The sequence below is a fragment of the Lacticaseibacillus chiayiensis genome (genome assembly GCF_004123795.1).
Classification (GTDB): domain Bacteria; phylum Bacillota; class Bacilli; order Lactobacillales; family Lactobacillaceae; genus Lacticaseibacillus; species Lacticaseibacillus chiayiensis.
Window position 1 is genome coordinate 99246 of record NZ_MSSM01000001.1, and the last position, 23687, is coordinate 122932.

Sequence of the window (23687 nt, forward strand, 5' to 3'; positions counted from 1 at the left end):
TCGTTTATCTGCCCGATTCGAGATCTTGGCTAGTGTTCTGGCCTGCTAGTATGTGCGGCTGTGAACGATATAGTGAGTCCATGGGCAGTCAACCGGATTCTTTGAAAATGTACTTGAAAATGTGCTACGTGTCAGAGCTTAGTACACGTTCTCTTTATCAAAGTCGCCTAGCTTTTCATTATCCATTCGGTGCGTGACGACATCCAGTGTGCCTGTCCGATGCAGAAATGCCAACTCTTCCAATTCTCTATAACGAGATTTGTTTAGCAAGACAACACTCTTATTGGAGCCTGTTAGCTGATCGAGGGTTACCCCTATTGCTTCGTTTCCGACCGCCACTTTGTTCAGTACATCGGACAGGTTTTTATGCAATGCTGCAGGCGTATACGTCTTCATAGCGAAAGCCTCCTAATTTAATTGTTTTGTTGACATCAAGATTACGGGAATATGCGCTAGTTAGCAATTTAAAAGTACTATAGGGCGAAAAGTTCTGATAAAATCAAAGGGTAAGGTGTTCGGTGCTTATGGCATTGACAAAACACAGCGAAACAGCGTATTCTACCCTTTGTAGACAGTAATCATTACTATTTAATTTGCGCATAAGTGAACATTGTGAGATTGTTATACACTTTTGGTTGTTTCTGTTGGAGAAGCGGATAATGAAGCGAGGGTGTTAAAGATGAAGGATTTGTTGATCAAGCACCAATTGGAAGAATGTCACCCGATTCGTGAATATAAAGCGCAGATGATCCTGAAGGCAATGACGGCGACGGCAACCATGTCTGAGCCCAAGGCCAAATTGGAGGCTTTGCGCCAGGCCAATCAACGCACCAATGCGGTCATCGAAAAAGTTGTCGATCAGGTTAAAAAAGATCGGACCGTATTTTGTCGGGAACAGTGCGGGCTGTACCAGCTGCGTGAGCAAAAAGTTAATCGGATTCTGAGTGAACTTATATCTGAGTCAAAATAGCCTTTATGGGAAAACAGCAACAAGGAGTTTGCTGATTTACAAAGGCTACGCGGCATGCGTACGTATATTTCCACGCTAAAGCCGATTTGAAATTAAACACTTAAATTTATCATGAGGTGAACTTTATAGCGGCTGAAGATCAGATCACTACGACAATTCGTCTCGGCACGGCCACAAAAGAGGCTGCAGAAAAGGTGTTTAAGGCTATGGGCATGGACTTGAACGCTGGCATCAATATTTTTCTAAAGCAAGTCATTCGCGATCAGGCATTGCCTTTTACGCCAACAGCCAGAGACCCACTTGATCAAGCAACTGAAAATTCACTTCAGGACTTAAAAGATGGTAGATTTCAAGATTTTGAAAATGTGGAGAGTCTTTTTGAAGATTTGCATGATGAAATTAACAAATGAGGCTATGGAGTCGTGCGAAATGCACGACTCTTTTCTTTGATTCAAAATTTATGTGCTGTAAAAGTCGCCTGTATTTCTTGAGATACTGGCAACCAAAAAAAGGCGGTACAACTTCATGGGGCCATTTGAAGTTGTGCCACCTTTTTGGCTGATCAGTCTGTTTGATCAGCATGTTCTTCAGCCTGATCTGGTTCTAAATCAGATCCATTCGTTGCAATGACATGCTGATACCAATAGAAGGAATCTTTTTTAAGCCTGCGATCAGAGCCTTTGCCATTGTTGTCCCGATCGACGTAGATTAAACCGTATCGCTTTGCCATTTCTCCCGTGCTGGCAGAAACGAGGTCAATCGGGCTCCACATTGTATAACCAATGACGTTGACACCGTCTGTGACAGTTGCAAGCTTCATCTGTTCGATGTGATCGTGCAAATACTTAATGCGATAATCATCGTGAACTTTACCGTCAGAAGTCAGCTTGTCATAAGCGCCAATGCCGTTTTCGACAATCATAATCGGTTTGTGCCAACGATCATTAGCCCAGTTAAGGATATAGCGCAGGCCAACTGGATCAATTTGCCATCCCCATGCTGACTTTTGCAAATAAGGGTTCGAAACTAAATCATGATGTTCGTCAAATTCAACTTTGCCGTCTTGCCGCGCTTCGGTTGCAAAGGAGAAATAGTAGGACATACCCAAAAAGTCAGCAGTTCCTGCTTGTAAATCCTTTTTGTCACTTTCCGTCATGGTGATGTCGTACTGCTTACTCTTGAAATAATTTAAAAGCCAAGCCGGATAGTGTCCCGTTAACTGAACGTCGCCAAAATAATAGCGATACTGCATAGCGCGTAATGCAAACATTTGATCATCTGGTTTGGCTGTCAAGGAATAGATAGGCACCATAGCTAGCATAGCGCCTACTTGTAAACTTGGATTGATCTTGTGTGCGGCTTGAACGGCTTTGGCACTTGCGACCATTTCGTTATGGGCCGCTTGGAACATAGCTTCTTCCCAATTGTCGGTGGCATCAAGCTGTAGCCCTGAATCTTGAAGGAGGTGCTGCGGAAGTCGCCAATCGGATTGATTGTCGATTTCGTTAAAAGTAAGCCAATATTTTACCTTGTCTTTATAACGCTGAAAGACCGTGGTAGCAAAACGTACAAAGAATTCAATTAATTTACGGTTTCGCCAGCCGCCGTATGCTTTGACTAAATGATAAGGCATTTCAAAGTGCGATAACGTGATGACCGGTTGGATGCCTTTCGACAGAAGCGTATCGAACAGGTCGTCATAATACTTGAGACCTTCCTCATTGGGTGTTGTTTCATCACCATTCGGGAAGATTCTGGTCCATGCAATTGAGGTGCGCAAGACTTTGAGGCCTAGATCGGCAAATAAGTCGATATCTTCGGGATAGGTTTTGTAGAAGTCAATCCCCCAGTGATTTGGGTAATTTTTTTGCGGATCAATGTGTTCGGTTACCTGACGAACAGGCTGGTCCCGACTCGCTGCAGTCATGATATCTGCAATTGAGACACCCTTGCCACCAGCCTGCCAGTTTCCTTCCACCTGATGGGCAGCCATGGCGCCTCCCCACAAAAAATTGGGAGGCATTGAGGTTTTCTTTACCATAATCATTAAACTTCCTTTGATGGAGATTTTATAAATATCCAGTTTCTGTTTGGGCTTGTTTTGCAAATATTGCCCCTGCATTTCGCTGTTAAAAAATTAAGCTGATACGATTCACCTGACATCAGACTAATTGGATGTTTTAGCGTCAGCCAATCTCTTGTATAGATCCACAATCTCACCAGCAAGATCGCGAAAAGTGATGGCGTTCATTAAATGGTCTTGTGAATGCACCATCAACAAAGTCACGGGAACGTGCTTTCCTTGGGCTTCATTGGTTAACATGCTTGACTGTGAGTTGTGGGCTTTGGCCAAAAAGTCATCCGCTTCTTTCAGCTTACTATCTGCTTCTTTAAATTTGCCTTCTTTTGCAGCAGAAATAGCTTCAAAGGCAGAGCTTTTGGCATTGCCGCCGTTTACAATCAGACCCATGACGGTTTCCAAGTTGTTATCATTTTCGCTTGGTTTGGTGTCTGTCTCTTTTGACATTGTTTTGCTCCTGTTAGTTGTCTTCTTTGTTGATGATTTTGAGTGCTGCCTGTAAAACATTTTCGCCGTTCATCATGCCATAGTCCTGCATGTTGATCACTTCAACTGGAAAATCATATTTGGCAGCCAAGTCTTTTTGCATATAACGAACTTGAGGCCCGAGCATCATCACATTCGGATCGCCATCGCTGATTTTGTTGTTGATATCAGCTGAAGCCGTTGCCGAAATATCGACATCAATATTGTCCTTTTCTGCAGCTTTTTGCATCTTGGTTACCAATAAGCTTGTTGACATACCGGCATTGCAAACGAGTAGAATCTTTTTCTTAGCCATTGTATTTAATCTCCCTTGGTAAAATTCAACGATTAAAAAGCAACCGTTTTCAAACAACAGCCTAAATATAATTCATGGGTATCAATTTTGCAAGTGCCCATGAATTTTTATTTAGTGAGTCTAACCCCTCACGATTGATTTGATGAGTGCTAATGTTCTTTTATTGCGTGGGTTGTGGCAATATAGAATTAACTTGAATTCGTTTCTAGGAAAGGGATTTTTTGATGACGAAATATCAAGAAATTGCGGATAATATCGCGCAATCAATTCGTAATGGGGAATATCCAGACAAGTTGCCGACCGAAGCAGATTTAATCAATCGATATCAGGCTGGACGAAATACAATACGCCGAGCGATTGATGTTGTTTATCGCAGCGGGCTTCTTAGGCGTGTGCAAGGTTCGGGTTTTTATGTCAATCACATGCCGGCAACGTCTAATACCATTATCAACTTAGTCACACGCGCTGACGTAGCGATGCATAATAAGCATCAACATCTGACCTCTCACGTGATTACTTTTGACAAGATCAAAGCGGGTGCAGATTTAGCCAGATCACTTGACGTTTCAAAAAGTAGTGAATTGTATCGAGTTGTCCGACTACGCTACCTGCATGCTGCCCTTTATTGTTTAGAAGAGGCCTATTTTACCCTCAAAGCGGTTCCGTTTTTGTCGCCTGAGGCCGTTAATCATTCTATTTTTGATTTTTTGCATGACGCTTATCAGATTCGGATCTCTGAGTCAGAGAATCTTGTCCGGCTCGCAATGTTGACAGCGGAGCAAGCAGCAGTTATGAAACAACCAGAAGGCAGGCCGGTGCTTGCACTGGATCAGACGAATTATTACGGAAAAGGGGTTCCGTTTAATTATTCGACAAGCTATTACGTCTATCCTGACTTGGGGTTTTATTCACGATCATTTCCGGTCACAGCCGGTTAAAAGTCGGATTGGCACTTTTTGGTTGATGTGATAGTTGTTCAATTAAAATAACCCATCAAGGATTCGGAATTTTGGCTGAATCCTTGATGGGCTATTTGTATTTGACGTTAAGAGCGGTGCAAGCTCGTAAGCAAAGCTTCTGTTACCAGGTGTCGGGCGGGTTAATGCTAACATCAGCAACCATATTACTTTTTTGATACGGAAAATGCGTTTTGGAGTATTCGAATGGTTCGCCTTCTTCCGTGTAACTAATTTGTTTAATGACTAGGACCGGATCATTTATGGGGACACCCATAGCTTTGACGTCTTCTTTACTGGCTTTAGCGGCAGCAATAATGCGGTGTGACCGCGAAATTCGTAGGTGGTCGACTTGGGCGAGGTGTTTGTAGATGGAACCCTCAAGTACTTTTTTGGTTAGTGTTGTTAACTTTGTGGGCATAATCGTATGTTCATAGGCAAAAACTTCACCGTCAATATATCGCACCCGACGAATGACATAGACAGGTTCGTTGGGGCTGATAAGCAAGGCTTGTTGCTCTTCTTTGGTTGGCAACCGCGCGCTTAGTTCAAGGACTTTACTTGTCACGTTGCGTCCGGCATATGTTCTGGTCGCACCAACCGGCTTATCGATGGATGCCTCTAATTTGCTTTGATGAACATCCTTGCGTAAAAAAGTGCCGGCACCACGTTTAACATAAACAACGTCATCCTGAATGAGTTGTTCAATGGCCTTACGTATGGTCAGACGTGTGGTGTTGAATTCGTTAGCCAGACTTTCCTGATCAGGCAATAAATCACCGGGCTGATAAGAGCCATCGGTGAATTTTTTTCGCAATTTTTGAGCAATTGTTTGATATTTATACATTGGTGTTCTGACACCTCCTTATTTCCTGAAACTTAATGAGGTTTTATTTATTATTTTACGGCAATTACGCTGTTAATTCGAGTCCCATTTTGTTATATGTATACACTTATTTAAAAAATTGTGTTTACATGAATGACGACCCGTGCCATAATGTAACCGAATTCATTGAGGATTCAAGGAGTAAGCGTCACTGCATCAATGTAAAAGCTTTCTTGTGGGTTGTTTTACCAATGTCTGTCAACTCATTTTGAGACGGAACACCCCTGATACAGTGAACGTTCAGTCACATTAACGTGTTCACCAGTCCAGAAACCTGCGTGTAAGGACCTTGGTCGCAATGGCCAAGTTCGGGCCATCACGGGCCAAGGCCACTTACACTCCAGTTTCTAAGCGGGCTGGTTCACGCTCACATTAACGCGTTCACCAGCCCAGAAACCTGCGTGTAAGGACCTTGGCCGCAATGGCAAAGAACGCCATCATGCCCAAGGCCGCTTACACTCCGGCTTCTAAGCGGGCTGGTTCACGCTCGGGAGGATTATAAAATGTCTCAGCCACTACCCCGCGGTTTTCTGTGGGGAAATTCAACATCAAGTATGCAAACGGAAGGAGGATGGGATGAAGGCGGAAAAGGTCGATCCGTTTATGACATTCGATCAGCCACCAACAATAGCAGTGACTGGCGTGTCGCGATTGACGAGTATCATCGCTACGATGAGGATATTGATCTCATGGCGAATCAAGGCATGAACTGCTATCGTTTTCAGATTTCGTGGAGTCGAGTGTGCCCAACCGGAGATGGTGATTTCAACGAGGAAGGTATTCAGTTCTACGACAATTTGATCAACAAACTTCTGGACCACAACATGACGCCGATGATTTGTCTTTATCATTTTGACATGCCATTAGCTTTAGCAGAAAAGTATAACGGCTTTATTGATCGCCATGTCGTAGATGCATTTGTTCGTTTCGGAAAAGAAATGATCAATCGGTTTGCTGACAAGGTTCCGTACTGGATTACTTTTAACGAACAAAACCTTTATTCGATGTCTGAAGTTTTTCGAATTTCGGGTTATCTAAAGGGCTCGCAGTCCGATGCCGACCTGTATCGGATTAGTCACCATGTGATGGTTGCGCACGCGAAAGTTGCGAATTATTTGCATGACCACACGCACGCCAAGATTGGTGGCATGTTGGCATATCAGGAGGTTTATCCGGCAACGTCTAGACCACGCGATATTCTTTATGCTCGAAGAATTGATGAATTTCTCAATCGAAATTTGTTAGATGTTTTCGTTCATGGCCGTTACTCATCGGAAGTTTTTGCTTTTCTGAAGAATCACCATATTGACCTAGATTTGACTGAAGAAGATCAGAAAGCTTTTGAGCAGTTACACAGTGATTTTATTGCGTTTAGCTATTATCGTTCTTTGCAAATCAGCAGCGATCACGTGCCAATTGGCATTATTCCCAATCGATATCTTGACTTTGGTGCAGGAGAAGTTCCTGGACTGCCGGTCAATGAGTGGGGCTGGAATATTGATCCAATGGGGTTCCGCGATATTTTGACCAAAACGTACAATCAATATCACTTACCGATGTTTCCGATCGAAAACGGCATTGGCATGCGTGAGCAGTATAACGGTTCAATGATTCAAGATGATTATCGAATTGATTATCATCGTCAGCATATTCAAGCGCTAAAGAAAGCCGTTTTCGAGGATGGCGTTGATGTTATCGGTTACCTTGGTTGGGGATTGATTGATATTCCAAGCTCTTCAGGAAACATGGATAAGCGGTATGGCATGGTTTATGTTAATCGAACGAATCATGACTTGAAGGATTTAAAACGGATTCCTAAAAAAAGCTATGGATGGTTTAAACACGTCATCAAAACCAATGGCGCCGATTTGGATCAATAAAACTTTTGATTTGTTCCATCAATAATGGGAGATGAATTGCATGGGTTTAGAGAATTCAAAATTTGGGCAGGCATTTGTTAAATTCGCTGTAAAACTGGGTGACGAAATTCACTTGCGATCATTGCGCGATGCTTTTGCAACGATTATGCCTTTATATATCTTGGCAGGGTTGGCAACACTTTTCAATAACACTGTATTTACTTGGATCTTTAAAGGTAAGACGTTGCTTCAGGTACAGTACTGGGGCACCATGTTGTCCAATGCAACGTTGAACGTTTCGAGTTTACTCATTGCGACGATGATCGGTTATTTTTTGGCCAAGAATCGCGGGTTTAATAATCCGATTGCTTCAGCGATGGTTTCAATGGCAGCTTTAATTACCATGATGCCAAATACGGTTTCCTTAATTCCGACTGGGAGTAAGAAAGCAATCGACGTCACGGGTGCCTTGTCATTTAGTAATATGGGCACAACCGGCATGTTTGCCGGGATTATTATTGGCTTACTTGCAACAGAATTATTCATCTGGGTATCCCATATCAAGCACTTGCAGGTTCATTTGGGCGATCAAGTGCCACCGGCTGTCGGTAATTCGTTTAATGTTTTGATTCCAATCATTCTGGTTCTTTCGTTCTTTGCTTTCATCTCAACCGTTCTGTTTGATACCACTTCAATGAACCTGATCAGTTTGATTACAACGTTTATTCAGGAACCTTTACGGCATATTGGTACTGGCGTTGTCGGGACCATTATTATTTACACGTTGGCCAATCTGCTATGGCTCTTTGGTATTCACTTCTCGGTCATTTACAGTTCGATTCTGGAACCATTATTGATCATCAATATCGTTCAGAATACAGCGGCTTATAGTGCCGGACATGCGATTCCTAACGTCATTAATTTGTCGCTCGTTCAATCATTTGGATTAATTGGTGGTTCAGGCGGTACGCTTTGCTTGCTGGTAGCGACTTTTCTGGTTAGTCGGAATAAAGCTGCGCGCAACGTTAGTAAACTTGCGGCTTTACCAGGCGTCTTCAACATCAATGAACCCGTTATCTTCGGTTATCCGATCGTCTATAACGTTTCGCTGATTATTCCATTCATTTTACTGCCTTCAATCGGTATCTTTATTGCTTGGTTAGCGACAACATTAGGGTGGATGAGTCCGATGGTGATTCAAGTTCCTTGGACGACACCTGTTTTCATGAATGCATTTTTGGCTACGTCCGGTGACTGGCGTTCGATTGTTGTTCAAGCTGTCGTTGTCCTAATTGGCATCTTACTTTACATCCCATTTGTCAAAGTTAATGACAATGTTGTGGCACGACAGGCGGCAGAAGCTGCTAAAGAGGACTAACAAGTCAAAAAACTGAATTAGTTTGGACAAGATCAAAAAACTTCATTTTTAAGTCTTATCTCTCTGATCAAAAGGACAGACACATCTGCGCTTTTGATCAGAGAGTTTTCATTTCGGATGAATGCTGGCACGAAACATAAACATTAATTGCAGAAATATTAAAAGCTCTGTTGGTGATTGGACCCGGTTGCATTACATTTGACTTGTTGGTCATGTTAACACCATTTCTAAAAAGGAAACCTAGCGCTTGTAGTCTCGATTGGCGAGGCACAATTTTCCAGTGATTTGGCTCGTTAACAATATCGACACAAATCAATATAAAGCATTTTTTAGAAGGTGACGACTGCTAATAACATAAGCCAGCTACCACAATAACCGTCCAGGAGTGTGACCTTGGACGGTTATTCGCGTGGGTTGATGAGCTAGAGAGATTTGTTGACCTGAGGCTAGTTTTCGTCAGTCAGTTGTTGAATGGAAGCACGTTCGACAATTTTGGGTGGAAATTCAAGACTGTTAACTTTTTGATGCGCAAGTTGTTTAAGCAACATTTCTGCCGCGGTAATACCCATTTGGCTTTTTGGGTGACTGGCGGTTGTTAACTTGGGGGTGATATATGCCGACATCGTGTAGTTGTCGAAGCCAACAACTGAGATGTCTTTGGGAATCAGATAACCTTGGTCTTGTAGCCAAGCAATCAAACGAATGGCCAGTTGATCATTATAAGCCGCAATTGCTGTGGGAGGATTGGTGGAATTGAGAAAAGGCTGCAATTTGAGCGCGAGATTTTCAAATGATTCTTCTGATTGGTAAAGAATCAGATTACTGAAGGTGGTTAGCTCAGGATGGTTTTGATAGGCCCTTACAAATCCGTGCATCCGGTCAACACCTTGTTGGTCATCAATCTGGAACATACCAAGGATGGATTGGTGTTTGGCTTTAAAAAGCAGTTGCATCAAATCGTATTCAGATTGTTCGTCGGCTGTTTTAATGACAGGGACATCTAGTTCGGGATATTTTGCGTGAATAAAGATCATGGGGATGTGACGACGCAACAATTCGCGGTAAATGTCAAGGTTTGGGCTTAGTGTGGCGCTTTTTGTTGGTTCAACAATCAGACCGTTAATTGGCGTATCCAGCAAGGTCATTAAATTTTGACGTTCTCGTGCCACGTCGTTATGCGTGTTGCTCAAAATAATCGAATAGTCTTGTTTAGCGAGAACTTGATCGATCCCTAAAATTATTTTGGGGAAAATATAATCAGCTAAATGTGTCGTCAAAACGCCGATCAGTTTTTGGCTGTTAGGTGGAGCAACTGGTTGGCTTGGATCGCCAACGAAAAAACCGCTTCCTTGACGAGAAACAATGTAACCCTCAGCTCGCATCTTTTTTAGAGCTTGACGCAGTGAATAGCGAGTCACTTTGAGCATGTTAAGCAGTTCTTGCTCAGTTGGGAGCTTGTCGCCTACTTGATAGTCACCAGACAGGAGCATCGCCTTTAACGACTTTTCGACTTTTGTAATGTCAGATTTCATAATTAGGTCCTTTCGGAAAGAGATCTCTGCTAATTTTAGTTCGAACTAATTCAGGAGTAAACAAATAATTCAATAAAGCTGTTGACTTTTGAAAGCGATTGCGCAAAAATAATTATATGGGAACGGTATTTCCTAAAAAGAAATTTGTGGGAGGGATATTTTTGATTAAAATGGTGAGAATTGACGAGAGACTTGTCCATGGTCAAGTGGCGCTCGTCTGGAGTCGCAATTTGGGAGTTGACCGCATTTTAGTGGTTAATGACAAAGCGGCAGCTGATCCAGTTCAGACTGCTACTTTGAAAATGGCAGCTCCGGACACTGCTAAACTAATTGTTTTGGATCGTTCTAAGGCAAAAACGTTACTTAATGACCCAAGACTGAATGACTTTAAGGTGCTTGTTGTTGTTAACAATCCGTCAGATGCTCGTTTCGTTGTGGAAAATGCCAACCATGTTGATCTAGTGAACATTGGTAATTTTGGGAAAGTTGACAAAGACGCAACGAGAAAGCGTATTAATGACAACTTGCTTCTCAATGATCAAGATATTGCTGATCTTAAGGCAATTGCTGCAAAAGGAATCAAGGTTGAATATCAGCTAGTACCTGATCAAGGTAAGACTTCACTTGATCAAATCATTTCTCAGGAGGCAAACTAATGGTTATTAAAGCGTTACTAGTAGGAATCATTATGTTTTTTGCCAAGTTCTTTGATTGGGGTTACTTTAACGTTCAACTTCGTCCTATCATGCTTGGACCAATCGTTGGCTTGGCTTTGGGTGATTTACGTGAAGGCGTGCTCATGGGTGCTGCTATTGAAGCGGTTTTCTTGGGAACGTTTTCTGTTGGGGGATCAGTTCCTTCCGATATTGCGTCAGCCGCTATTTTTGGTACAGCGTTCGGCATTCTGTTGGGTAAAGGCACTTCAGCTGCCGTTGCCTTGTCGGTGCCGATTGGGTTACTAGCAAATTTACTGTTTAACTTCATTGCTGGATTTATTTTTAATTTTGTTGTTGCATTTGAAGACCGGGCAGTCGCTGACCATAAAGATAAGCTATTCACGTTTTGGCACATATTTGCCATGCTCTTCTACCCTACTGTTTTCGGTGTCATGGCATTCGTCGTTATGATGATCGGTGTTCAACCCGTTCAGCACTTTATGAATGCATTGCCGCCATACATTAATAATGCGTTAACTGCAATGTCCGCTGCTTTGCCTGCATTAGGGATGGCGATTCTAACGAATTCGATGTGGGATAAAAGTATTCTACCATTTTTCTTCATCGGATTTATTCTTGCAGCTTACCTCAAATTGCAGACGATGCCGATCGCCGTTCTCGGTGCTGCAGTTGCTGTTTATTATGTTTACAATGACTTTCAACATCGCAAAGAAATTAAGGCGCTTAAAGCTAGCGGTGTTGGGTCGAAGTCAGATAAGGGTGAAAATGGAGAAATGGAGGACTTCCTGTCATGAGCTCAATTACTGCGAAATTATCTCCTGAAGAAAGAAAAGATGTCAGTCGCATTTACTGGCGTGGCTTTACTGTCATGAATGAAATGACTTACGTACGAATGCAGGGACCAGGTTTTGGTTGGACCTTGATGCCTTTGCTGCGTAAGATTTATAAAGATGATGATGAATACTATGAAGCCCTTGCGCGACATATGCAGTATTTCAACACCAACCCGGTTTTCCTGCCGTTTATCCAAGGTATTGTCTATTCAATGGAAAAGCAAAATGCTAAGAAGCCAATTGATAATATCGAGGAATCTGTTCAAGGCTTGAAAGTCGGCTTGATGGGACCATTGGCAGGCTTAGGGGATTCCTTCTTCACTGGTACATGGCGCGTGATTACCACTGGTGTTGGCTTAGGCTTGGCGTCGAAAGGGAATGTTTTAGGCGCAATTCTCTTCTTCGTCTTATTCCATGTTCCTTACTATCTAGTCCGTTACTATAGTGGTTTCTTTGGCTACTCTGTTGGTGCTAGTTTCATCAGTAAAGCGCAAGAAAGTGGTTTGTTAAATTCGATTACTCGTGGATGTTCGATACTTGGTTTGATGATGATCGGAGCCATGACATTCCTGAATGTGCCTTTGAAGTTTAGCTTTGCGACGAAGCTAGGTGGTGTTCCGTTCAAACTCCAGACGCTTATGGATGGTATTTTGAAAGGGTTACTGCCATTATTGGTTGTCTGGCTTTTGATCTGGTTGATCCGCTCCAAGAAGGTTTCCGTGACCGCGCTGCTTATTGGCGTCATTGTTATCTCGGCGCTACTCGGCGGATTTGGTATTATTGCATAAACCGGCAGCTGCCTGAACTCAAAAAAGTGTCACAAAATATATTGAACTGAAACCAGTTCATGCTATGGCACCAAGCAATTAGTTTGGAATAAAACTTGATTGCTTGGTGTCTTTTGGCTCAACAAGGCGTAATGAAAATATTTTAAAGAGGGGCATCGAGTTAGTATGATTATTCAAGGCACGTACACTTCTGAAGTGTTGCAAAGCAAACGGCCTTTTGTAGCAGTTTTACCAGAAAAGCCGGACGATGACACAAAAACGATTTTCTTGTTACATGGCGTTGGCACTGATTATACCGAGTGGCTGATTAATGTGCCGTTAGAGCAATGGGCAAAGGACAATAACATTGCCTTTATGTGTCCAAATGGCGGCAATACGTTTTACACGGACCATGCTAACAACGAGAATTATGGTGCTGCCATTGGTGATGAGTTTTATCATGTGATGGCGAGAACCTTTCCGTTTAATATGCAGTATGCTAACACGTCCATTGCCGGTTTCTCAATGGGTGGTTATGGCGCGATCCGTTTAGGCTTGAAATATCAGCATTACAGCAACATTGGAGGGTTCTCTCCGGCGTTTGTCTTTTACAAGCGGCACCGTAATGATCCCTTGTTCAAGGAAGTCTTCTACAAAGGGCTTGAAGGATCTGACAATGACTGTGTGAAGCTTTATCAGGATCGTCTACAATCAGGAGCTGCGATGCCAGAAATCACACTGTTTTGCGGCAATGAAGATCCGCTTGATAAGTATACCCAAGAGTTTTATCACAACATTACGGCGATTAAGCAGCACCATTTAATTGCTTATCATCAACAAGCTGGATTCCATAGCTTCGATTTATGGTTACCCGCGTTGAAAGAATTTATCAAAAACAAGATTGTTGGTCAAAAGACTGACACTGGAGACGTGTGGCAGACGCTGACAAATTGAAAGCTTGAGATAAGTCCCCTTCGTATTTAGGGTGAAGTCCGCATATAAAAAAAGCGGCAGTCAAATTTTTTTGGCTGCCGCTTTTTTATCAAGAAAAACGCTATAGTGATGAATGTTGCCTCAATAGGCCTCCAAAAGGTTCATCGGTCCATGGCAAGGCTATATCGCGTTGGCGTTTCCCAGTGATTTTGATTGGTAGAATACTATATCCAGAATGTTTGAGATCATAGCGTTTCCAATGATCCATCAGCAGATAAGGTTGCGAGTCAACGGTAAAGATATAAGCGGGTTGACCATCGTAGGTTGTCCTTGACATGGGGCCTTCGCACGGATTATCAATTAATTTCTGACCAGAAAAAAGGAAATGGGAGCGGGAGAACAGAGCAGGATTCGGTGACCAACCAGTGGTGCCTGAGGTGATCATGAAGTACCAAGCGCCTTGATGCAGGATTGTTGGAGCCTCACGCTCTTGATCCTCAAAAACTTTGGCCATGAAGCCGGTGCAATTAAGATAATCGTCGGTTAATTCACTGAAGTAGATGGTCTTGTTCATGTCAGACGAATGCACAAGATATGCTTTATCACCGTCTTGGTAAAGCGTCATGTCACGGCTATCTTTTTGGTTAGGTCGCAAAATATGTTGTACCGTAAATGGTCCTGTGGCGCTGGCAGATGTTGCGACGATGCAACCAGCAAATTGATAATTGGCGGTGTCATAATGGGCCCACATCACAAAATTGTGATGTTTTTCGTTAAAAAGTACTTTCGGGCGTTCAACGATGCTGTCTTTGGTAATGGTACCAGTTTTATCGGAAGCGACTGTTAACACGTTGTTTTTGAATTTCCAATTTTGTAGATCAGTTGATTCGTAACAGCTGATACCGACAAAAGGGATAGTGTTCAACCCGTTATCAGATTGGACATTGGCTGCATCTTTATTTTCACCATACCAATAATAGGTATTTTCATGTGCGATGATACAACCACCATGAGCTTGAATGAGATGACCGTCTTGATCTTGCCATGGCTGGCCATTTTGATTTGCCATAAGATTAAAAACTCCTTTCAAAAAACATACGGTATGAATTAATGCCCATACGATCATTGAAAACGCTAACTGGCTCTTGCAACCTACATGTTTTTGCAGTGATTAGATATTTGCAGCTATTGTTGTGTCAGTCAATCGTGACCGAACTATTTTGAAGCAAACCTGTTCGTCTGGTGCCGGCATCAACATGTCATCCTTGAAGTGCTTTCACCAAAAAAGTTCCGGAAATTACAAGGCATTTCCAGAACTTTTGTTTTTAAAGCGTATAGTCAATGAAAGAAAAGATTAGAGGGACTGTCATTCGATTAGCGAGTTAGATAGCCACCATCAACAGGTACAATGGCACCGTTAATATAGTTAGCAGCATCGCTTGCTAAGAAGACAGAAACACCCATCAGTTCATAAGGTTCTGCCCAGTGGCCAGCTGGAATCCGGCTAAGAATTTCGTCATTACGTTCCTTGTCAGCGCGAATCGGTGCCGTGTTTTCAGTCTTGATGTAACCAGGGGCAATGGCATTAACCTGGACATTGTAAGCGCCCATTTCAGAAGCAAATGCCTTCGTTAAGCCTGCGACACCATGTTTACTTGCCGTATAAGAAGGAATGTATTTACCACCTTGGAATGACAGCATCGAACCAATGTTAATGATCTTGCCAGATTTTTGTTTAGCAAAGACTTTGGAAATCGCTAATGACATGTGATAAACAGCAGTCAAATTAATCGCAATAACCTGATCCCAGTCTTTATCTTTAGATTCAAGCAATGGGTTACGACGAATCATGCCAGCGTTATTAACCAAAATGTCCACGTGACCCATTTTTTCAACAGCTTCAGCAATCACTTTGTCGGCCACGCCTGGTTGTGTCAAATCAACATCGGTAAACTCAACTTTGCGGCCGCGCTTTTCGATTAAGCGACGAGTATTGTCCCATTCGAGTTTGCCAAAAGTTGGGATAAAGATATCGGCACCGGCTTCTGCCATGGCAACTGCATACCCTTGGCCTAAACCAGTGTTGCCGCCTGTAATAACGGCAACTTTACCAGTTAAGTCGAATTGTTTCATTTTAAAGTGATCGAGCTCTGCTTCGTGACGCTTGATTTCTTCTTCAGATTGATGAATTTGTGCCATATTATATAAACTCCTTTAATTGATTAAATGCCATTAACGCAACTCGTCCATTGGAACTTGATCCATGTCATCGTAGGTTTGGTTTTCACCACACATTGCCCAGATGAAAGCGTAGTTGGTTGTGCCTACACCACAGTGGATCGACCAACTTGGATTAACAACTGCTTGCTCGTTAAACAGGGTGATGTGACGAGTTTCCGTTGGTTCGCCAAGAAAATGAAAGACACGGGTATCTGGCTTTGCAAATTCGCAATACATGTAAGTTTCCATGCGACGTGCATGGGTGTGAGCTGGCATTGTGTTCCATGAAGAGCCTGGTTCTAGGACAGTGTAGCCCATCTGTAACTGGCAAGTATCCATTTGGGATGCATCAATATACTTATAAATGGTCCGCTTGTTCATATGCTCTTGGTCGCCCATTGGCTTTGCCAGTGCATTCGCGAATGGAAGTTTTTTATTTGGGTAGGTTTTGTGAGCCGGCGTTGAAACAACATAGAACTTAGCAGGATTAGCAGCATCCTTCGACTGAAAGACGACATGTTTTGTTCCCATGCCAATGTAAAAACCATCGTGAGTTGTCATTGGTTCTGTAGCGCCATCAATCGTGACGCTGCCATCGCCGCCAATATTGATGAGACCCAATTCGCGACGTTGTAAGAAGAAATCAACCCCTAAATCTTTAGACAACTTAATTTCTAAAGGTTGATCAGTAGGGGTTACGCCTCCAAAGATCATGCGATCGTTGTAAGTGTATGTGAGTAGTATGTCCCCTGGCGTGAAGATCTTCTCCATCAAAAACTCTTCACGAAGCTTATCGGTGTCGTAATGTTTGATGTCTTCAGGGCTATGCGCATAACGCGTTACCATCTTGAATGACAATGAAAAAGCCTCCGTTTCTATTTAAGAAATAGTGTTTACTCCTATGAGCAACTCTAATATAACACGACCACTCAAAAAAGCAAGCGCTATTATGAATTTAATATTTAGGACTTGACATTGTGTATACGCTTGCAATACGATACAGATGTTTTCATATTTTGAAAACTCTATTTCTTAAATAGAAACAAATTTAAGTGTTTAGGGAGATGGGACTTTTCTTGATAACCTGTACGTTTGGCGTGCGATATCGCTAGATTTTGCGGTGATACACATGTGGATTTTAGCCATTATGTAAAAGTGTTCACAAGTTCAGCACATGTGAGTGTCATGGCATACACCATAAACTCAACAATATTATATGGAAAGATTGGTGATCAGCACTATGATCAAAATGTTACGGATAGACGATCGGTTGATTCATGGACAAGTAGCAGTAGTGTGGTCTAAGAATCTCAACGTATCACGCATCATTGTCATTAGCGACTCGATTAGTAAAAACGAAATTCAAAAAAGTGCTTTAAAGATGGCTGCACCGGAAAACATTAAAACGTTTATCCAGCCTGTTGATGAAGCCCTAAAGCTTTTGAACGATCCTCGTGCAGCAAAGCTTTCGATTTTGGTTGTGATGAATGATCCTAAGGAAGTTAGGCGGGTACTTGAGGGACTAAAGCCTGATGCCAAACCCGAGACATTGGATTTAGCAAATTATGGCCGAATTGTTGGTGATCTAGAAGGTAAGCACAAGATTACCGATACGGTTTATCTAACTGACGATGAGATTAGGATTTTCAAGGATCTCAGTTCAGAAAACTTTAAGTTTATCTATCAACCATTACCTAGTGACACTGCAAAGGCGCTTGACGATTTGATCTGAGGAGGAAAAGAATATGACAATGATTTGGCCTGCATTCATGGTCGGCATAGCGCTGACTATTCAAAAATGGGGCGACTGGTATGGCAGCCTCGGATTTAACCGGCCAATGGTAGCTGGTACGATTGTCGGGATTTTACTAGGTCATCCTGCTGAAGGCATTACGATAGGCGCAGCTTTGGAACTTGTTTATTTAGGTAGTATTTCATTGGGCGGTGTAATGCCGCAGGACTTTGGAATGGGCGCTGTTTTCGGAACAGCTTTTGGTATTTTACTTTCATCGAAAACCTCTGTTGCTATCGCGTTGTCATTGCCGATTAGTATGCTTGGCACCTTGGTATATCAGCTGTTCAAGATCTGGGCGACAGCTTTGGTGCCGCGTTTTGAAACTCATCTGAAAGAACATAATATCAAAAAGTTTAATCGACTTTGGCAGATTCAACGTGCTGTCTACTTACTGATGTGGTTTTTAATGGGCTTTATCGGGATTGCAGCTGGCACAAGTGCTATTAAAAGTTTAGTTAATGCTATTCCCAAGCCGGTTATGAGTAGTTTGACAGTTGCTGCTGGCATGCTTCCAGCTGTCGGGATTGCATTATTAATGATTACTTTATGGAACAACAAACTTGCGCCATGGTTCTTTTTGGGTTTTGCAATTGTTTCCTTCTTTAAAGGCACAATGATCGAAGTAGCCTTTATCGGCGTTTGCATTGCGGTTTTAGTTGGCATTTCCGATTTGTCTAAAAACAAACAAAAACCTTCTACCCCTGAAGGTGGTTCGTCTGAAAGCAGCGTAGAGGAGGACTTTTTCAATGACTGATCAAGTGCAGAAGTACGACAGCTTTTTAACAGATAAGCATACTGAAAAGCAATTTTACCGAAAACTGTTTTGGCGTCAGAATTGGCTGATGTTTTGTACCTCTTATACAAAGCAACAGGCGGTCACTTATTCGTGGACACTCGAGCCATTTCTTGAAAAAATTTATGGTAAAGACACGCCGGAATTTTATTCAGCGATGTTACGTCATCAAACGTTCTTCAACACGACACCAATGATGGCACCTTTCATTATGGCGTTGAATCTGTCAATGGAACGTGAAAATCATGATACAAAAGGTAAATTCGATGTGACTTCCATCACGGCAATTAAATCAGCCTTGATGGGGCCATTCGCTGGTCTTGGTGATTCAGTTCAGCAAGGTGCATTGCGGATTATTGCAACTGGTATTGCTATCGGATTTTGTCAGAAGGGCATGTGGCTTGGACCGGTACTGTTCTTATTGATTTACAATATTCCTAATTTCTTAATTCGGTGGTATGGTGCTAAGCTGGGTTATAGTGTTGGTCAAGAATTCGTACAAAAAGCGATGGCCAACGGAATTTTTAAAACGATTACAAATGCAGTGTCAGTTCTTGGCTTGATGATGATTGGTGCCATGACAGCACAGTATGTTACCTTTACCTCAACTTTTGTAACAAAGGCTGCCGGACAAACATTCAAGTTGCAGGCAGTATTGGATCAAATTCTACCAGGGTTATTGCCATTAGTTTTGGTGCTTTGCTGCTTTGCCTATCTACGTAAAAAGAACCGTCCTGTACGCGTACTAGTAGCTATCTTGGTTCTAGCGTTTGTTTTGACATTCTTAGGTCTTACAGGTGGCAAGGCTTAGCGTAAAGGTGAAAACGGTGTGGGTAAAACCAACACCGTTTTATTTTTGAAGGTGTGGCGCTTGTTACTTGAAATGGTTTTTGAGCGTCAGTGCACTTGATTTTTAAAATGTGGGTATGTGTTCTTGCGAGGAGATCAGGAGGAGAGGTTGGTTCACAAAAATGATAAAAGTCATTTGCTCTGACTTAGATGGAACATTACTTAATGATGACAAGACACTATCAGAAAGAAATGTTGCGGGGATCAAACGCTGGCAGAAGCAAGGTCGCCTATTTGGTATCACATCAGGACGACAGCTGACTGGCGTTAGAAGGGCCCTGGCAAATAAATTTGTGCCCAATTTCATTGTTTGTCTCAATGGCGGCCGTGTACAAACGATTACGGGTCAAGTCATATGGAATCGAATTGAAAACGCTGCAGCGGCGGAAGTGTTAAGTGTCATGTTTAGCCACGCTGATAGGCTTGATAAACTCATGGTCACAGAAAATGGCGCAACTGCCAGCGTGGATCTGCAACAACAGACATCTGCTAGAGAAGAATTGGGTGCGCGGTTAAATACTTCCAAACCTATTTTTGAAAAAATTTCTGCCAGATTAAAGGACGACAGCTATAGCCGCGTGCTTCTTGCCGAACTAACAAAGTTGCCAGTGAGCCCTTCTTGGTCAGATCGTTTTTTTATTGAAGTTGCCGGTCAAAGTGTCAATAAACTTAACGGGCTAAAGCAAGCACTTGAAAATTCGATTTCAATTGATCAGGTTGCGGCTATTGGGGATTATGGCAATGATTTGCATATTGTGAAAGGCGTCGGTTACGGGATCGCGGTGGCCAATGCTTCTGATCAATTAAAACGCGCGGCTGATTTGGTCACACTGAGCAACAATGATGACGCGATTGCACAAGTGATTCATGATCTTTTAAAGGAATAGGAGATGGTACTATGACAAAAATAACTTTGCAGTTAATGAACGATACCAGTGTTTTAGCGGAGGCGTGTGCAGATGACAAAACATATTTAGCTTACCAGTCACAGTATGCCTTGGGAAATTATTATCGAGTAAGGATTCGTAATGCACCTGCTTATGTTTGGGTACAATTAGATGCCAGTCTGGCGCCTTCGTTAATCTACATGAATCAACCGACTTGGGATTTCAAGATACCATTTAATACCCAGAGAGAGTGGCCGTATCCTGATGGTGCCTTTTTAGGTAAGCGTCATTATGCATGGGTTCGGCTGGCTAATGAAGACGAGCTGACCGTTTCGCGTAACTTGGCGCTGAACACATACGATCAACACGAAGAAACAACGGCCTATCCACACATCTCTGCGAATGCTGAGACACGCAATGAAACAGTTTTTTATGCCAAAAATGCGATTGATGGCGTCATCGCCAACGAAAAACATGGTAGCTATCCATTTCAGTCATGGGGCATCGCCGGCCGAGCGGATGCTGAATTGATGTTGGATTTTGGGCGCCTGTTGATTTAAATCAACTAGTCCTTATTTTGCGCGCCGATTATCCGCATGATAGTTATTGGACGGATGCTACAGTGACATTTTCTAATGGTAATGTACAACAGCTTTCGTTGGCGAAAACCGCGAATCCACAAGCGTTTGACTTGTCAGCAAAGCACATCACTTGGCTGAAACTTACACATCTTGTGAAGGCTCCGGACAGCTCATCTTTTCCAGCATTAACCCAGCTGGAAGCTTGGGGCAAAGAAGCCTTTTTGTAAGCGTCGAGAATACGTGACAAGGAAGGAATCCACAAATGGTCAATTTTTCAACACTTTCAACATTTACTTTTGATGATATGGTCTTGCATTACATCATTGATGAAGACGGCCATGTTGAGTGGATGATATATCCACAAGAAAAAAAGGATCTTGTCAAATTACCTGATCATCAGCGCACCCCGATTAGTTTGGTTCAGGCTAAATTGGCTGGTGATGCGTATGACAAGAACTTCAGCAATGGCATGACGATGTATAACAGTGAAACAGCTAGACATTTAACTTTTGTTGGGCAGAATAAAAACGCAGATCAACGCGTGACACAGATTAGAACAAACTTGAAAGATCAGCACGGCAACCTGTATACCCATGTGGTCGAGTGGCAAACAGGTAGCCAACGTCTGAAGTGCTGGGCGGAATTCACGAATCAAACGCAGACAACCGTTAAGCTTGACTATTTAAGCTCGTTTACGCTTAATGGCGTGACCCCTTTTTATAAGCGAATCCCGGCTGGCACGTTAGATTTAATTCGTTTTCGTTCAAAATGGTCCATGGAAGGACGACTCGAGCAACAGCCAATCGAAATGTACGACCTTGAACCGAGTTGGAAGCCTTCAGGATTGGCACTTGAGCGATTTGGACAAAATGGGACTATGCCGGTTCGACGTTTTTTCCCGACCATAGGCATGGCAGACAAACACAACAATGTCATTTGGTTAGCAACATTTGACGCGCGCGCTTCATGGCAGTTGAATGCTGCGCGGTTGGATGATCGGTTGGTGTTGTTTGGCGGCTTGCCTGATGCTGATAATGGGCAGTGGTACAAGTTGGTTGCACCGCAGACGACTTACCGGACGCCTAGTACTTATATGACGGTGGCTGCCGGCGATTTGACACAAACAAGTCGCCGCTTGCAACAGATCCCCAGTGCTAAATCAGCGCTGCCAATAGTTTACAACGAGTGGGGAACAACATGGGGTCATCCGAGTGCAAGTCTGGTCTCAGAGTCATTGTCATTGCTGGCTGATCATGCTGTTGATTATTACGTGATCGATGCTGGTTGGTATCATAGTCCCACTGATGACTTTAACGCGGGCCTTGGTGACTGGCAGATTGATCAGGAGCGTTTTCCCCAAGGCTTAACTCCAGTCGTGAAAGCTATTCATCAACATGGCATGAAAGCTGGTATTTGGTATGAGTTTGAAGGATTAGGACCAGACAGCCATAAATATAATGACACGGCAGCACTCGTTAAACGCGATGGTTGGCCAGTGACAACGATGAAACGGCGATTTCTCGACATGACCAGTGTAGAAGTCCAAAACCATCTTGAAGAAAAAATGATTCGGCCAGTTACAGACGCAGGGTTTGAATATTTGAAAGTCGACTACAATGACAGCATTGGCATTGGGGCTGATGGGGCTGACTCGCCGGCTGAAGGCCTCCAGGCGCAAGAAACGGCCACACTGGCTATGTTTAAGAAGATTCACGAACGCGTGCCAGGCATCGTAATCGAAAACTGCTCCTCAGGTGGACATCGCCTTACACCTGCTTTTATTGAAAATACTGAATTGTCATCGTTCTCAGATGCACATGAAACGCATAGTATTCCAATAATCGCCGCTAACGAGCTGCAGATTTTACCTGCTGCCAAAAACTTGATTTGGTGTGTAGTCCACCCCGATGATCAGCTACACGAGCTTCAATTTCATCTAATTGCCACCTTCCTTGGTCGCATCTGCATGTCCGGTGATATTCGTAAACTAAGTCAGGAACAATGGCAGACGATTGACACTGGATTTGCTTTTTATCACCAGTGCAACCGATTGATCGCAACCGGATTTCCTTTCCGACGAGGGCCAAAGATTCTCAGTTACGCGAATCCAGTCGGTTATCAAATAAGCGGTTTTTGTGATGGCAAAACGCTGGAAGAGAGTCATCAGGTACTGGTACTTGTTTTTGGTTTTAACCAAGAAACGGCGCAAACCATGAGTTTAGACATGGATGCGACCAAGTGGCAGTTAACGGATGAGTTCGGTGCGGAAAATCTAACGGTTCACAATTCAAAAAAAGCGTATCACGTGACAATTCCAAGTCATCAATTCGTTGCAAAGGCGCTTCTATTCACCTTAAAGGATTAAGTTAAACAAATCGTAAGCAAAAATGGCGCTTGCTTTCTGTATACGCTTGCAATACGATAGTTATATATTAAGGCAACACAATTTCAGTATAAGAAATGGAGTGGCTGTGCGTTATGGCTGAAACAAAATATCAAATTTTCTTTATTTCACACAATAAGTTGGCGGAAGGGGTATTAGCAGCCGTCAAGATGATTGCTGGCGACCAAGTTGAAGCAACTGCCTATGGTTTGATGCCAGGGCAAAATCCTGAAGACAAGATCAAAGAGATTGAGGCTAAGATTGAGTCGGATAGTCATACATTAATTCTGGCTGATCTCTTTGGTGGCAGTATGGCCAATGCAGCCGTACAACTTGCAGCAAAACCTAACGTTCGCTTAATCACCGGTCTGAACTTGGCTTTGGCGCTGGCGGCAGTTTTGGAAAAGCCGTGGACGGATGAGGAAATTAACAAGTTAATTGCACGCTCACGTGAAAATATTCGTGAAGTTACCATTGATCCTGTCAAGGAAGATGCCGAGGAAGACTTTTTTTAGGAGGACCCGAGT

Annotated in this window: 26 protein-coding genes; 17 read left to right on the plus strand and 9 right to left on the minus strand. The window is 42.9% G+C overall.

Annotated features, from left to right (window positions below):
- Positions 1 to 138: 138 nt before the first annotated feature.
- A complete protein-coding gene (locus tag BVJ53_RS00480; protein WP_129300666.1) occupies positions 139 to 396 on the minus strand; it encodes a prevent-host-death protein in 258 nt (85 codons plus the stop codon).
- A gap of 283 nt (positions 397 to 679) precedes the next feature.
- Between BVJ53_RS00480 and BVJ53_RS00485 the strand changes: the two genes are divergently transcribed.
- Both BVJ53_RS00485 and BVJ53_RS00490 read left to right on the plus strand, forming a co-directional pair.
- Entirely contained in the window at positions 680 to 970 is a 291-nt protein-coding gene (locus BVJ53_RS00485) for a hypothetical protein (protein ID WP_129300667.1), read from the plus strand.
- Positions 971 to 1086: 116 nt separating this feature from the next.
- Positions 1087 to 1380, plus strand: a complete 294-nt coding sequence (locus BVJ53_RS00490) for a type II toxin-antitoxin system RelB/DinJ family antitoxin (RefSeq protein WP_158280550.1) — start codon at positions 1087 to 1089, stop codon at positions 1378 to 1380.
- 152 nt (positions 1381 to 1532) lie between these two features.
- Here BVJ53_RS00490 and BVJ53_RS00495 read toward each other — a convergent pair whose 3' ends face one another.
- From BVJ53_RS00495 to BVJ53_RS00505, 3 genes are all read right to left on the minus strand, one after another.
- On the minus strand, positions 1533 to 3011 hold the full coding sequence (locus tag BVJ53_RS00495) for a 6-phospho-beta-glucosidase (RefSeq protein ID WP_238150111.1): 1479 nt from the start codon (positions 3009 to 3011) through the stop codon (positions 1533 to 1535).
- Positions 3012 to 3137: 126 nt separating this feature from the next.
- The gene (locus tag BVJ53_RS00500) at positions 3138 to 3497 is read right to left on the minus strand and encodes a PTS lactose/cellobiose transporter subunit IIA (RefSeq protein WP_129300669.1); all 360 of its coding nucleotides are present in this window, start codon (positions 3495 to 3497) and stop codon (positions 3138 to 3140) included.
- Between the two features lie 13 nt (positions 3498 to 3510).
- Complete coding sequence (locus BVJ53_RS00505; protein WP_129300670.1) at positions 3511 to 3831, minus strand: PTS sugar transporter subunit IIB; 321 nt, start codon at positions 3829 to 3831, stop codon at positions 3511 to 3513.
- A 224-nt stretch (positions 3832 to 4055) separates the two neighbouring features.
- Here BVJ53_RS00505 and BVJ53_RS00510 point away from each other — a divergent pair, with 224 nt between their 5' ends.
- A complete protein-coding gene (locus tag BVJ53_RS00510) occupies positions 4056 to 4769 on the plus strand; it encodes a GntR family transcriptional regulator (RefSeq protein WP_129300671.1) in 714 nt (237 codons plus the stop codon).
- A gap of 142 nt (positions 4770 to 4911) precedes the next feature.
- On the opposite strand, the gene BVJ53_RS00515 is transcribed toward BVJ53_RS00510, so the two are convergent.
- Positions 4912 to 5634 carry a GntR family transcriptional regulator gene (locus BVJ53_RS00515; protein WP_129300672.1) on the minus strand — a complete coding sequence of 241 codons (723 nt, stop codon included), beginning with the start codon at positions 5632 to 5634 and terminating at the stop codon, positions 4912 to 4914.
- Positions 5635 to 6176: 542 nt separating this feature from the next.
- On the opposite strand from BVJ53_RS00515, the gene BVJ53_RS00525 reads away from it, so the two are divergent.
- Positions 6177 to 7553: a glycoside hydrolase family 1 protein gene (locus BVJ53_RS00525; protein ID WP_129300673.1), complete on the plus strand. Its 1377-nt coding sequence runs from the start codon at positions 6177 to 6179 to the stop codon at positions 7551 to 7553.
- Positions 7554 to 7593: 40 nt separating this feature from the next.
- Positions 7594 to 8910, plus strand: coding sequence for a PTS sugar transporter subunit IIC (locus BVJ53_RS00530; protein ID WP_129300674.1), 1317 nt, complete (start codon positions 7594 to 7596; stop codon positions 8908 to 8910).
- Between the two features lie 446 nt (positions 8911 to 9356).
- Here BVJ53_RS00530 and BVJ53_RS00535 read toward each other — a convergent pair whose 3' ends face one another.
- The gene (locus tag BVJ53_RS00535; protein WP_129300675.1) at positions 9357 to 10442 is read right to left on the minus strand and encodes a GntR family transcriptional regulator; all 1086 of its coding nucleotides are present in this window, start codon (positions 10440 to 10442) and stop codon (positions 9357 to 9359) included.
- Positions 10443 to 10612: 170 nt separating this feature from the next.
- On the opposite strand from BVJ53_RS00535, the gene BVJ53_RS00540 reads away from it, so the two are divergent.
- From BVJ53_RS00540 to BVJ53_RS00555, 4 genes are all read left to right on the plus strand, one after another.
- Positions 10613 to 11098, plus strand: a complete 486-nt coding sequence (locus BVJ53_RS00540) for a PTS system mannose/fructose/N-acetylgalactosamine-transporter subunit IIB (RefSeq protein ID WP_238150119.1) — start codon at positions 10613 to 10615, stop codon at positions 11096 to 11098.
- Positions 11098 to 11913, plus strand: a complete 816-nt coding sequence (locus BVJ53_RS00545) for a PTS mannose/fructose/sorbose/N-acetylgalactosamine transporter subunit IIC (protein ID WP_129300677.1) — start codon at positions 11098 to 11100, stop codon at positions 11911 to 11913. The genes BVJ53_RS00540 and BVJ53_RS00545 overlap by 1 nt, the downstream gene beginning before the upstream one ends.
- Positions 11910 to 12740, plus strand: a complete 831-nt coding sequence (locus BVJ53_RS00550; RefSeq protein WP_129300678.1) for a PTS system mannose/fructose/sorbose family transporter subunit IID — start codon at positions 11910 to 11912, stop codon at positions 12738 to 12740. The genes BVJ53_RS00545 and BVJ53_RS00550 overlap by 4 nt, the downstream gene beginning before the upstream one ends.
- 165 nt (positions 12741 to 12905) lie before the next feature.
- Positions 12906 to 13673, plus strand: a complete 768-nt coding sequence (locus tag BVJ53_RS00555) for an alpha/beta hydrolase (RefSeq protein ID WP_129300679.1) — start codon at positions 12906 to 12908, stop codon at positions 13671 to 13673.
- Positions 13674 to 13773: 100 nt separating this feature from the next.
- Here the strand turns inward: BVJ53_RS00555 and BVJ53_RS00560 are convergent, their stop codons facing one another.
- The 3 genes from BVJ53_RS00560 to kduI all read right to left on the minus strand — a co-directional run bounded on the left by BVJ53_RS00560 (position 13774) and on the right by kduI (position 16730).
- On the minus strand, positions 13774 to 14778 hold the full coding sequence (locus BVJ53_RS00560; RefSeq protein ID WP_202865299.1) for a glycoside hydrolase family 43 protein: 1005 nt from the start codon (positions 14776 to 14778) through the stop codon (positions 13774 to 13776).
- 248 nt (positions 14779 to 15026) lie between these two features.
- Positions 15027 to 15851, minus strand: coding sequence for a 2-dehydro-3-deoxy-D-gluconate 5-dehydrogenase KduD (gene kduD, locus BVJ53_RS00565; protein ID WP_129300680.1), 825 nt, complete (start codon positions 15849 to 15851; stop codon positions 15027 to 15029).
- 33 nt (positions 15852 to 15884) lie between these two features.
- On the minus strand, positions 15885 to 16730 hold the full coding sequence (gene kduI / locus BVJ53_RS00570; RefSeq protein WP_129300681.1) for a 5-dehydro-4-deoxy-D-glucuronate isomerase: 846 nt from the start codon (positions 16728 to 16730) through the stop codon (positions 15885 to 15887).
- A gap of 382 nt (positions 16731 to 17112) precedes the next feature.
- Here kduI and BVJ53_RS00575 point away from each other — a divergent pair, with 382 nt between their 5' ends.
- The 8 genes from BVJ53_RS00575 (at position 17113) to BVJ53_RS00605 (ending at position 23675) form a co-directional block, all read left to right on the plus strand.
- A complete protein-coding gene (locus tag BVJ53_RS00575; RefSeq protein WP_129300682.1) occupies positions 17113 to 17604 on the plus strand; it encodes a PTS system mannose/fructose/N-acetylgalactosamine-transporter subunit IIB in 492 nt (163 codons plus the stop codon).
- A gap of 13 nt (positions 17605 to 17617) precedes the next feature.
- A complete protein-coding gene (locus tag BVJ53_RS00580) occupies positions 17618 to 18421 on the plus strand; it encodes a PTS mannose/fructose/sorbose/N-acetylgalactosamine transporter subunit IIC (protein WP_129300683.1) in 804 nt (267 codons plus the stop codon).
- Positions 18414 to 19271, plus strand: a complete 858-nt coding sequence (locus tag BVJ53_RS00585) for a PTS system mannose/fructose/sorbose family transporter subunit IID (protein ID WP_129300684.1) — start codon at positions 18414 to 18416, stop codon at positions 19269 to 19271. The genes BVJ53_RS00580 and BVJ53_RS00585 overlap by 8 nt, the downstream gene beginning before the upstream one ends.
- A gap of 160 nt (positions 19272 to 19431) precedes the next feature.
- A complete protein-coding gene (locus BVJ53_RS00590; RefSeq protein WP_158280552.1) occupies positions 19432 to 20196 on the plus strand; it encodes an HAD-IIB family hydrolase in 765 nt (254 codons plus the stop codon).
- An 11-nt stretch (positions 20197 to 20207) separates the two neighbouring features.
- Entirely contained in the window at positions 20208 to 20756 is a 549-nt protein-coding gene (locus BVJ53_RS00595) for a hypothetical protein (RefSeq protein WP_238150112.1), read from the plus strand.
- 62 nt (positions 20757 to 20818) lie between these two features.
- Positions 20819 to 21004: a hypothetical protein gene (locus BVJ53_RS15270; protein ID WP_137291797.1), complete on the plus strand. Its 186-nt coding sequence runs from the start codon at positions 20819 to 20821 to the stop codon at positions 21002 to 21004.
- 35 nt (positions 21005 to 21039) lie between these two features.
- Entirely contained in the window at positions 21040 to 23142 is a 2103-nt protein-coding gene (locus BVJ53_RS00600) for a glycoside hydrolase family 36 protein (protein WP_129300686.1), read from the plus strand.
- Between the two features lie 113 nt (positions 23143 to 23255).
- On the plus strand, positions 23256 to 23675 hold the full coding sequence (locus tag BVJ53_RS00605; protein ID WP_158280542.1) for a PTS sugar transporter subunit IIA: 420 nt from the start codon (positions 23256 to 23258) through the stop codon (positions 23673 to 23675).
- Positions 23676 to 23687 lie beyond the last annotated feature (12 nt).